Raw genomic sequence first — 11,079 nt, 5'->3', positions numbered from 1 at the left:
AGACCTGCAGGCAATAGTCAGAAGACTATTCAATATATGGTGCGGAAAGAGAGACTTGAACTCTCACACCTTGCGGCGCCAGAACCTAAATCTGGTGCGTCTACCAATTCCGCCATTTCCGCATATATTGTTTAGAGCATTTCAAGATGGTGCGGAAGGAGAGACTTGAACTCTCACACCTTGCGGCGCCAGAACCTAAATCTGGTGCGTCTACCAATTCCGCCACTTCCGCATCTTGAACTCTATAAGCTATCAGTTATCAGTTAATTGGTAAAAACTAATAACTAAATCTTGTCTTTCAAAAGAAAGAATGGTGGCTACGACGGGATTCGAACCTGTGACCCCATCATTATGAGTGATGTGCTCTAACCAGCTGAGCTACGTAGCCATCTTTTTGAGCGAGACAATATAAACCTTCACGCTCTAAGTGACAACCCTTTTTATCAAAGGAATCTCACTTTAAATAATGGCAGGTCTACCTGGATTCGAACCAGGGAATGGCGGCATCAAAAGCCGCTGCCTTACCGCTTGGCGATAGACCTGCAGGCAGTAGTCGTAAAACTACTTAAAACATGGTGCGGAAGGAGAGACTTGAACTCTCACACCTTGCGGCGCCAGAACCTAAATCTGGTGCGTCTACCAATTCCGCCACTTCCGCATCTATTCCTAATTGCTCTTAAAAAAAGAACCTTTAGGAATGGTGGCTACGACGGGATTCGAACCTGTGACCCCATCATTATGAGTGATGTGCTCTAACCAGCTGAGCTACGTAGCCAAAACCATGTTTTCTTGTTCTCTTCGCTAAGTTGCCTTGTTGTCGGGAACGGCGCGCATTATGCGAAGTTGAGTGAGATCCGTCAACAGTTTTTTTCAATAAATCCTGCAAAATCCATCGTTCGCTTCCTTTTTAAACAAAGAGGCGCGTTTATGATCTAAAACTGGAAATAAAATGGCTTGCAGTAAGGGACTTAATTTCTTGTCTTTTCTGAAAGGTATAAAAAAAGCCAGCACTATGGCTGGCTTTTTATGTAAATGAAGTGTTTAGAATTCATTCACTTAATTATACGTTGAAGCGGAAGTGTACAACATCACCATCTTTAACGATGTATTCTTTACCTTCTAGACGCCATTTACCTGCGTCTTTCGCGCCGCTTTCACCGTTGAATTGGATGAAATCGTCGTAACCAACAACTTCAGCACGGATGAAGCCTTTTTCGAAGTCTGTGTGGATCTTCGCTGCCGCTTTTGGTGCCGTTGCGCCAACAGGGATAGTCCATGCACGAACTTCTTTCACGCCAGCTGTAAAGTAAGTTTGTAGGTTCAATAGTTCGTAACCTGCGCGGATAACGCGGTTTAGACCTGGTTCTTCGATACCTAGGTCTGCTAGGAACTCTTCACGCTCGTCATCTTCTAGTTCAGCCATTTCTGATTCAATAGCTGCACATACAGGAACAACAACGTTGTTTTCTTTCGCTGCAAACTCACGTACTGCGTCTAGGTATGCGTTGTCTTCAAAACCATCTTCGTTCACGTTAGCGATGTACATTGTTGGTTTTAGCGTCAGGAAGTTTAGGTAGCCAATTGCTGCTAGCTCTTCTTTTGCAAGATCAACAGTACGCGCCATGCCACCTTCTGTTAGTACAGGAAGCAGTTTTTCTAGAACGGTTAGTTCGAATTTCGCGTCTTTGTCACCGCCTTTTGCTTTCTTAGCGTTACGCTGGATAGCGCGCTCACAAGAATCAAGGTCAGCCATCGCTAGCTCAAGGTTGATAACTTCAATATCTTCGATTGGAGATACTTTACCTGCAACGTGAACGATGTTGTCGTTTTCGAAACAACGCACAACGTGGCCGATTGCGTCAGTTTCACGGATGTTCGCTAGGAATTTGTTACCTAGACCTTCACCACGAGATGCACCTGCAACTAGACCAGCGATGTCTACGAATTCCATTGTGGTAGGCAGAACTTTCTGTGGGTTAACGATCTTTGCTAGAGCATCTAGACGTAGATCTGGCACAGGAACCACACCAGTGTTTGGTTCAATGGTACAGAACGGGAAGTTTGCTGCTTCAATACCCGCTTTAGTTAGTGCGTTGAACAGAGTTGATTTACCAACGTTAGGTAGACCAACGATGCCACATTTAAAACCCATGATAGTAACCTTATTCAGCTTTGAACGTGTGGAGGCGATTTTGTGCTTTTGATAGGCCATCCTTAATTAGGATGTCTAGACAGCGCACTGATTCGTCAGCTGCGGCGTCTAGTAGCTCTTGCTCTTTCGCTGGAGCTTTGCCTAGTACAAAACCCGCCACTTTATCTTTGTGTCCCGGATGGCCAATGCCGATACGAAGACGATAAAAATCTTTGTTATTGCCCAGTTTGCTAATGGTGTCACGCAGACCATTGTGGCCACCGTGACCGCCACCTTTCTTAAACTTAGCGACACCTGGCGGTAAGTCTAGCTCGTCGTGAGCAACCATGATCTCTTCTGGCTTAATTTGGTAAAACTTCGCAAGTGCTGCGATCGCTTTGCCAGATAGGTTCATGAAGGTGGTTGGGATTAGCAAACGGAGATCCTGGCCATTGACCATAATGCGTCCTGTTAGGCCAAAGAACTTTGGTTCGTTCTTCAGGGTAACGTTGTGAACGCGTGCTAGTTCTTCTACAACCCAAGCGCCCGCATTGTGGCGAGTTTTGGCGTATTCTGGTCCCGGATTAGCAAGACCAACAAGAAGTTTGATTGGTTGAGTCAAGGTTAGGATCTCTCTGGAATCTCAAAAAGCGCAGTATGATAGCACAGAATTCTCGCAGTGGGCGACCAAGGGATTTTCTGCCTATCGATACAAATAAAAAAACACCCCATAGAGGGGTGCTTTTGAAATCAGTCTAACTGAAATGTTCGGGTTAGTTGAACATTGCAGAGATTGACTCTTCGTTGCTGATACGACGAATCGCTTCAGCTAGCATGCGAGAAAGGCTTAGTGTGGTTACTTTGCCAGTTGCAGCCATCTCTTTAGATAGAGAGATAGAGTCAGTTACGATAACTTGGTCAAGAACAGAGTTCTTAATGTTGTCCGCAGCGTTACCAGAGAATACAGCATGAGTTGCGTAAGCGAATACACGCTTAGCACCGCGCTCTTTTAGTGCTTCAGCTGCTTTACATAGTGTGCCACCGGTATCGATCATGTCATCAACGATCACACAGTCACGACCTTCAACGTCACCGATTAGGTTCATTACTTCAGAAACGTTTGCACGTGGACGACGCTTATCAACGATAGCAATGTCGATATCGCCTAGTGCTTTTGCAGTCGCACGAGCGCGAACAACGCCACCTAGGTCAGGAGAAACCACTACAGGGTTTTCTAGACCACGAGATTGCATGTCTTCTAGAAGTACTGGCGTACCGAAGATGTTATCAACTGGTACATCGAAGAAGCCTTGGATTTGCTCTGCGTGTAGGTCGATAGTCAGAACGCGGTCTACGCCAACGTTAGATAGGAAATCAGCAACAACTTTTGCAGTGATTGGCACACGCGCAGAACGTACACGGCGGTCTTGGCGAGCGTAGCCGAAGTAAGGAATTACTGCAGTGATACGACCTGCTGAAGCACGGCGCATTGCATCAATCATAACAACCAATTCCATTAGGTTGTCGTTAGTCGGTGCACAAGTGGATTGAATGATGAAAACATCACTACCACGAACGTTCTCGTTGATTTGAACTGCAACTTCGCCATCAGAAAAGCGAGAAACAGATGCATCACCAAGAGAGATGTAAAGACGATCAGCAATACGTTGGGCTAGTTCAGGTGTTGCGTTACCAGCAAATAGCTTCATATCAGGCACGGTGGAAACCTCGGGTTTGCGTCCAGTTTAAATAGGTCGGTGTGAGGCTGATTGGTATTCAGCCAAAGTCTCTTTTAGTGGCGAAATATTTCGCCCTTGAGCGACAAATGCCGAGACTTTATCAGAGAGTTGTGCAAGGATAGTTTCTGCTTCGGATTTGCTCGAAAATTCAGCAAAAACGCAAGATCCTGTCCCCGTCAATCTTGACGGCGCGTATTGTAGCAGCCATGAAAGTTGCTTATCAACCTCTGGGTAGAGCATTCGTACAATTTTTTCGCAATCGTTTACGCTTGGTGTGTTTAAAAGCGTTTCTAAATCGCGTTTTGGCGTATTTCGGGTCAAATCTGGATGTCCGAATATGTCGGCAGTTGCAATGGAAACGTTCGGGCGTACCACTAAATACCATTTCTCATCTGGATGAGCGGGAGAAAGTTTCTCGCCAACACCTTCAGCAAATGCGGAAAAACCACGCACAAATACTGGCACATCCGCACCAAGTGCAAGGCCAATTTCGGCTAACTCGTCATCACTCAGATTGGTTTGCCATAGGTAATTAAGCGCAACCAACGCCGTTGCTGCATTGGAAGAACCGCCGCCAATTCCGCCGCCCATCGGTAGGATCTTATGTAGATCGATATGTGCACCGTATGAGCAGTTCGCGAAACGTTGAAGTGCAGTTGCTGCTTTCCAGATCAAGTTGTCTTTTAGAGGAACACCTTCGATCTCTGGCGAAATCGTGATCTCACCAGAATCGTTTGCTTGAATGGTTAGCTCATCGCCGTGATCGACGAATTGGAATAAGGTCTGTAACTCGTGATAGCCGTTTTCTGTTCGGCCATTAATATAAAGAAAGAGATTCAATTTCGCTGGTGATGGCCAGCGGGTTGAAAGATCGATCATTGGGTGATGTTCCATTTTGTGATCACTAAATTAATTTTTACGTCAGATGTGCTCAGTCTTAACTTGTTCGGCAGCGGCAAGGTCTGCTCATGCCATTCAATGTCACCGTAACGCTGATAAGCGATGTTCCAATCATTCAAGCCAATCTGTTTATCCAGTGCTTGGAGGGTATTGGTCGGTGATAGTTGGAAAGAGTCGGCATCTGTAGGTAAGCCAAGTAGCCAATCAGGTAAATGGTCAACTGGCATCATTAAGCCGGTTAATCTGTAAATCAGTTGGTTAGCATCACGTGCGGAGAGGACTTGGTCGTCGTAAGTTTCGACCGTCGCACCTTGTGGGGTAATGGTGAGCTTTAATGCAGTTTGACCAAGTAGAGTCGTTAAACGCAATTGACTTAGAGCGGAAGAGTGCTTCCAGAAAAAATTCAGGCTTTGTCTTTGATCAGGGCCAATATAGCCAAGTTTGCCTGTAGCTTGAAAGTTATCAATGGTTTCCAGTCGCTGTTCATGCGCTTGCCACTCTACGCTGGTGACACTTTCAGGAACAGAACTACAACCCGCGAGTACTATGCTCGATAAGAGCAAGATGAGAAAGGAGCGTAAGGTCATGTTTGATGGCTTATTAATCAGTTTCATCGGTAATCGCTCACAACTATAGCATTGAAAAGCCGAGCGAAGGAAAACAAATCCGGCTTACCCTTTCAATAAATGCGTGCTTACAGTAAAATTCTGAACCTATTTTATAACCGATCTCAGAGATAACACGTTAGATGTCCTTGCTTGCTATTGGAATCAATCACAATACAGCGTCTGTTGACTTGCGAGAGAAAGTGGCGTTCGGACCCGATAAATTGGGCCCAGCACTTGAGCAACTCAGAGAGCACGAAGCTGTCAATGGCAGTGTGATTGTTTCTACCTGTAACCGTACCGAAGTGTACTGCGACGTGAAGCAAGGAGCGCGAAATAAGCTTATCGACTGGCTAGCCCAGTTCCATCAAGTTAATCAAGAAGACTTGATGCCGAGCCTTTATGTCCATGAAGAGCAAGCGGCGATTAAGCACTTGATGCGTGTTTCTTGCGGCCTTGATTCACTGGTACTTGGTGAGCCTCAGATTTTGGGTCAGGTAAAACAAGCGTTTTCTGATTCCCGAGATCATCAGGCGGTGGATACGTCGATTGATAAGTTGTTCCAAAAGACTTTTTCAGTTGCAAAACGTGTTCGAACAGAAACTGATATTGGTGGTAACGCGGTGTCGGTGGCTTATGCTGCCTGTACATTGGCGAAACACATCTTTGAATCACTGTCTGACTCAACGGTATTGTTGGTTGGTGCGGGTGAAACCATCGAACTGGTGGCGAAACACTTAGCGTCTAACGGCTGTACTAAGATGATTGTTGCTAACCGAACGCGAGAGCGTGCTCTTGGTTTGGGTGAGCAATTTGGCGCAGAAGTGATCAGCTTGAATGAAATTCCTGACCATTTATCAAGGGCAGACATCGTCATCAGCTCAACGGCGAGTCCATTACCTATTATTGGTAAGGGCATGGTAGAGACTGCGTTGAAGAAACGTCGTCATCAGCCAATGCTTTTGGTGGATATTGCGGTCCCACGCGATGTGGAAGCGCAGGTGGGTGAATTGAGTGATGCTTACTTGTACTCGGTGGATGACTTACAATCGATCATCGATAGCAACATCGAACAACGTAAAGTAGAAGCGATTCAAGCAGAAGCGATCGTCAGCGAAGAAAGCGCGGCATTTATGACGTGGCTGCGTTCACTCCAAGCTGTGGACAGTATTCGTGACTATCGCAAATCGGCTAACGAAATTCGTGAAGACTTACTAAGTAAGAGCCTACAATCATTGGCAACCGGTGCAGACCCAGAAAAAGTGCTGCGCGAGCTTAGTAATAAACTCACCAACAAACTGATTCACGCCCCAACTCGTGCGCTGCAAAGTGCGGCAGAGCAGGGCGAACCAGCAAAATTAACGGTTATCCGCCAGACCCTTGGTTTGGATGATCTGTAACTCACGCTTTTTATTAAGAAAACGACACTATGAAAGCCTCTATTCTGACTAAGCTAGAAACGCTAGTAGAACGTTACGAAGAAGTTCAACATCTTCTTGGTGATCCTGATGTAATTGGAAATCAGGATAAATTCCGCGCTCTATCAAAAGAGTACTCTCAGCTAGAAGAAGTTACTAAGTGCTTCCAAGCGTATCAACAAGCGCAAGACGATCTTGCGGCTGCTGAAGATATGGCGAACGAAGACGACGAAGAAATGCGTGAAATGGCGCAGGAAGAAATCAAAGAAGCAAAAGAAGCGATCGAGCGTCTGACTGATGAGCTACAAATTCTTCTTCTTCCGAAAGATCCAAACGATGACCGTAACTGTTTCCTAGAAATCCGTGCAGGTGCGGGTGGTGATGAAGCAGGTATCTTCGCTGGTGACCTGTTCCGTATGTACAGTAAATACGCAGAAAAGCGTGGCTGGCGTATCGAAGTTATGTCTTCAAACGAAGCAGAACACGGCGGCTACAAAGAGATGATCGCGAAAGTGAGCGGCGACGGTGCATACGGCGTGCTGAAGTTTGAGTCTGGCGGTCACCGTGTACAACGTGTACCAGCGACAGAATCTCAAGGTCGTGTTCATACTTCTGCGTGTACCGTAGCGGTTATGGCGGAAATCCCAGAAGCGGATCTGCCAGAAATCAAAGCAGCAGACCTAAAAATCGATACATTCCGTGCATCTGGCGCGGGTGGTCAGCACGTTAACACCACGGACTCGGCAATCCGTATTACCCACTTACCAACTGGTACGGTAGTAGAGTGTCAGGACGAGCGTTCACAGCATAAGAACAAAGCGAAAGCGATGGCAGTACTTGCTGCGCGTATCGTTCAAGCGGAAGAAGAGCGTCGTGCGGCAGAAGTGTCTGACACACGTCGTAACCTACTAGGTTCTGGTGACCGTAGTGACCGTATCCGTACTTACAACTACCCACAAGGCCGTGTTTCTGACCACCGTATTAACCTAACCATCTACCGTTTGAATGAAGTGATGGAAGGTGACCTACAAAGCTTGATCGACCCAGTTGTTCAAGAGCACCAAGCAGACCAACTAGCGGCGCTAGCTGAGAACGGCTAATCGAATGAGCCAAGTTCAATCTATTGAGCAAGCACTCAAAAGTGCGACGGCAATTCTGACAGAAGGCGGCAAAGAGTCGCCTTCTCTCGATGCAGCTGTCCTTCTTTGCCATGTCCTTGGCAAACCACGAACCTACCTACTGACCTGGCCAGAAAAAGCATTAGAAGCAGAGCAACAAGCTCAGTTCGATGACCTTTTAGCGCGACGTATTGCTGGTGAGCCTGTAGCTTACATCATCGGTGAGCGTGAGTTTTGGTCGCTGCCACTGAAAGTCTCTCCATCCACGCTGATCCCAAGACCAGACACTGAACGTTTGGTTGAAGTCGCATTGGATAAAACTTACGAGCAGACTGGACCAATTCTTGACTTGGGTACTGGCACAGGGGCGATTGCGTTAGCGCTCGCGTCTGAGATGCCGAAACGCCAAGTGATGGGCGTTGACTTAAAGCAAGAAGCAAAAGAGCTTGCCGAGTACAACGCGTCGCAGTTAAACATCAAAAATGTGACGTTTGATCAAGGTAGCTGGTTCGAACCTATTGTCAGCGGAACAAAGTTTGCTTTAATTGTCTCCAACCCACCGTATATCGACGAACAAGATCCGCATCTCTCTCAAGGTGATGTGCGATTTGAGCCAAAATCTGCGCTGGTCGCTGATGAAAATGGTTTGGCAGATATTCGCCATATCTCTGATCTTGCACGTCAATATCTGGAAGAGGGTGGGTGGCTCGCATTTGAACATGGTTATGATCAAGGCGACGCCGTTCGTGAGATCATGACGAACTTTGGTTATGAGCAAGTAGTCACGGAAAAAGACTATGGTGATAATGACCGAGTGACGCTCGGTTGTTACAAGCCTCAATAATAACGAGCAAGTCAGCAGTAACTTATAAAAGAGAAAGAAAATGTACGTAGCTCTAAAACACATTCACTTAGTAACGATCGCATTGAGCGCGACGCTACTATCGATCCGATTCGCGTTGTTGATGATGGACTCTCCAAAACGCAACAATCGCTTCTTGAAAGTTTTCCCACACATTGTTGATACGGCGCTATTGCTGTCAGGTATCGGCCTAATCATGGTGACTGGTTTCATTCCGTTTACGGATGCTGCACCTTGGCTAACCAACAAGATTACATGTGTGCTTGCGTACATCGCTCTTGGTTTCTTTGCTTTGAAAATGGCGAAAAACAAGCTGCTGAGAATTTTTGCCTTCTTTGGCGCTCTAGGCTGGTTAGTGATGGCCGCTAATATTGCCGTATCTAAAAATCCAAACCTATTTGGGTAATCTCAATGCTTGAGTTTTTTGACGAAGATTTTGACAACATGGCGTTGGTGGAAGGCGCGTTAGAACTGAACCATTCCATCAACCCAGACACTAATGTGCATTGGGCAAAACTTGAACTAGAACGTCTCTACGAAGAGGCCGAAGTGATTCTGGTTCATGAGACGGACGAAGAGCAGCGTTTTGACTCTTTCTTGCGCCTATTCTTTTACGAATGGGGCTTTAAAGGCGATGAACAAGAATACTTTATCTCTGACAACAGCTTTATCGACAAGGTGTTGGAGCGTAAAAAAGGCATTCCGGTAAGCCTTGGTGCCATCTTGCTTTACTTGGGCAACCGTCTTGGCTTCCCGATGAAAGGGGTGACATTCCCGACTCAGTTTTTGATCAAAGTGGATTGGATGCACAAAACACCAGACTACATTAACCCGTTTAACGGTGAGTATGTTGGTGAGAAAATCCTTCAAGCTTGGTTGATTGGTCAAGAAGGCCCATTGGCAACATTGAAGCCTGAACACTTTGAAGAAGCGGACAACCCGACAGTGATTGGTCGTTGGCTCGCGTTAATTAAAAGCGCGATGCTACGTGAAGAGCGTTACACACTGGCACTGCGATGCACCAATCTCGCACTGACTTTCGTACCGGATGACCCATACGAGATTCGTGACCGTGGTTTCATCTTCCAGCAGTTAGAGTGTCATCAGGTGGCGGTTTCAGATTTTCAGTACTTTATTGACCAATGCCCAGACGATCCGGCATCAGAACTACTAAAATCACAAGTTAACGCCATGAGCGAAAAGCACGTTACGCTTCACTAATTTTATCGGCATGCAGAAACCGGCGTGCCGAAGACAGACAAAAGAGAATCAAAATGGAACAGAAAATCGTTAATATTGGCGACATTCAGGTTGCTAACGACAAGCCCTTCACCCTATTTGCAGGTATGAACGTTCTTGAGTCTCGTGATCTTGCTATGCAGATCTGTGAGCACTACGTAAAAGTGACGGACAAGCTTGGCATCCCTTACGTATTCAAGGCGTCGTTCGACAAAGCAAACCGCAGTTCTGTTCACTCATACCGTGGCCCTGGCCTGGAAGAAGGCATGAAAATCTTCCAAGAGCTGAAGGATACATTCGGCGTGAAGATCATCACTGACGTTCACACTGAAGCACAAGCTCAACCAGTCGCTGACGTCGTTGACGTTATCCAGCTTCCTGCATTCCTAGCTCGTCAAACTGACCTTGTAGAAGCGATGGCGAAAACAGGTGCGGTTATCAACGTGAAGAAACCTCAGTTCATGAGCCCTGGCCAAGTAGGTAACATCGTTGAGAAGTTTGCAGAGTGTGGTAACGAAAACATCATCCTTTGTGAGCGCGGCTCTTGTATGGGTTACGACAACCTAGTTGTAGACATGCTTGGCTTTGGTGTGATGAAAAACGCATCGAAAGGCAGCCCAATCATCTTTGACGTAACGCACTCACTACAAATGCGTGACCCATCAGGCGCGGCATCTGGCGGTCGTCGTGAGCAGACTGTTGAGCTTGCAAAAGCTGGCTTAGCAACAGGTATTGCAGGTCTGTTTATTGAAGCGCACCCGAACCCAGATCAAGCACGTTGTGATGGCCCATCTGCACTGCCTCTAGACAAACTAGAACCGTTCCTAGCGCAAATGAAATCGCTAGACGATCTAATCAAGAGCTTTGCAGACATCGATATCAAATAATCGGTTATTGTGAATGTCTGAATGAAATGGTCAGCCTATGTGCTGGCCATTTTTGTATAGACACATCGACTCTGTCTCACTATCCTTTTCTCGCTTCTCGCTTCTCGCTTCTCGCTTCTCGCTTCTCGCTTCTCGCTTCTCGCTTCTCGCTTCTCGCTTCTCGCTTCTCGCTTCTCGCTT

11 protein-coding genes and 6 tRNA genes are annotated in these 11,079 nt (G+C 46.5%); 6 read left to right on the top strand and 11 right to left on the bottom strand.

The window, feature by feature from the left end:
* Window positions 1–37: 37 nt before the first annotated feature.
* The 11 genes from KIV40_RS12260 to lolB all read right to left on the bottom strand — a co-directional run bounded on the left by KIV40_RS12260 (window position 38) and on the right by lolB (window position 5,384).
* Window positions 38–122: transfer RNA gene (locus tag KIV40_RS12260), tRNA-Leu, on the bottom strand.
* A gap of 25 nt (window positions 123–147) precedes the next feature.
* Window positions 148–232 (bottom strand) — tRNA-Leu (locus tag KIV40_RS12255).
* Between the two features lie 79 nt (window positions 233–311).
* A tRNA-Met gene (locus tag KIV40_RS12250) sits at window positions 312–388 on the bottom strand.
* A gap of 79 nt (window positions 389–467) precedes the next feature.
* Window positions 468–542 (bottom strand) — tRNA-Gln (locus tag KIV40_RS12245).
* 31 nt (window positions 543–573) lie between these two features.
* Window positions 574–658: transfer RNA gene (locus tag KIV40_RS12240), tRNA-Leu, on the bottom strand.
* A 40-nt stretch (window positions 659–698) separates the two neighbouring features.
* Window positions 699–775: transfer RNA gene (locus KIV40_RS12235), tRNA-Met, on the bottom strand.
* Between the two features lie 285 nt (window positions 776–1,060).
* Entirely contained in the window at window positions 1,061–2,152 is a 1,092-nt protein-coding gene (gene ychF, locus KIV40_RS12230; RefSeq protein ID WP_005449255.1) for a redox-regulated ATPase YchF, read from the bottom strand.
* A 10-nt stretch (window positions 2,153–2,162) separates the two neighbouring features.
* A complete protein-coding gene (gene pth, locus KIV40_RS12225) occupies window positions 2,163–2,753 on the bottom strand; it encodes an aminoacyl-tRNA hydrolase (RefSeq protein ID WP_005438598.1) in 591 nt (196 codons plus the stop codon).
* Between the two features lie 151 nt (window positions 2,754–2,904).
* Window positions 2,905–3,849 carry a ribose-phosphate pyrophosphokinase gene (locus KIV40_RS12220; RefSeq protein ID WP_005449254.1) on the bottom strand — a complete coding sequence of 315 codons (945 nt, stop codon included), beginning with the start codon at window positions 3,847–3,849 and terminating at the stop codon, window positions 2,905–2,907.
* A 27-nt stretch (window positions 3,850–3,876) separates the two neighbouring features.
* Window positions 3,877–4,749: a 4-(cytidine 5'-diphospho)-2-C-methyl-D-erythritol kinase gene (ispE, locus tag KIV40_RS12215; RefSeq protein WP_012127199.1), complete on the bottom strand. Its 873-nt coding sequence runs from the start codon at window positions 4,747–4,749 to the stop codon at window positions 3,877–3,879.
* Window positions 4,746–5,384 (bottom strand): lipoprotein insertase outer membrane protein LolB, encoded by a 639-nt coding sequence (gene lolB / locus KIV40_RS12210; RefSeq protein WP_012127200.1) that lies wholly within the window; start codon window positions 5,382–5,384, stop codon window positions 4,746–4,748. Before lolB ends, ispE begins: the two co-directional genes overlap by 4 nt.
* 134 nt (window positions 5,385–5,518) lie before the next feature.
* Between lolB and hemA the strand changes: the two genes are divergently transcribed.
* Genes hemA through kdsA form a run of 6 tightly spaced genes read left to right on the top strand, consistent with a single transcriptional unit; the run spans window position 5,519 to window position 10,899 of the window.
* On the top strand, window positions 5,519–6,775 hold the full coding sequence (gene hemA, locus KIV40_RS12205) for a glutamyl-tRNA reductase (RefSeq protein WP_045417871.1): 1,257 nt from the start codon (window positions 5,519–5,521) through the stop codon (window positions 6,773–6,775).
* Between the two features lie 29 nt (window positions 6,776–6,804).
* Window positions 6,805–7,893, top strand: a complete 1,089-nt coding sequence (prfA, locus tag KIV40_RS12200; RefSeq protein WP_012127201.1) for a peptide chain release factor 1 — start codon at window positions 6,805–6,807, stop codon at window positions 7,891–7,893.
* Between the two features lie 4 nt (window positions 7,894–7,897).
* Complete coding sequence (gene prmC / locus KIV40_RS12195; protein ID WP_045417868.1) at window positions 7,898–8,755, top strand: peptide chain release factor N(5)-glutamine methyltransferase; 858 nt, start codon at window positions 7,898–7,900, stop codon at window positions 8,753–8,755.
* 40 nt (window positions 8,756–8,795) lie between these two features.
* On the top strand, window positions 8,796–9,179 hold the full coding sequence (locus KIV40_RS12190; RefSeq protein ID WP_010650919.1) for a SirB2 family protein: 384 nt from the start codon (window positions 8,796–8,798) through the stop codon (window positions 9,177–9,179).
* A gap of 5 nt (window positions 9,180–9,184) precedes the next feature.
* Complete coding sequence (locus tag KIV40_RS12185; RefSeq protein WP_045417865.1) at window positions 9,185–9,994, top strand: SirB1 family protein; 810 nt, start codon at window positions 9,185–9,187, stop codon at window positions 9,992–9,994.
* Between the two features lie 53 nt (window positions 9,995–10,047).
* Entirely contained in the window at window positions 10,048–10,899 is an 852-nt protein-coding gene (gene kdsA, locus KIV40_RS12180; protein WP_012127204.1) for a 3-deoxy-8-phosphooctulonate synthase, read from the top strand.
* Window positions 10,900–11,079 lie beyond the last annotated feature (180 nt).

Source organism: Vibrio sp. D173a, from assembly GCF_030248475.1.
The sequence above is the reverse complement of the archived record's forward strand: the minus strand, read 5'-3'. Positions and strand labels throughout refer to the sequence as shown.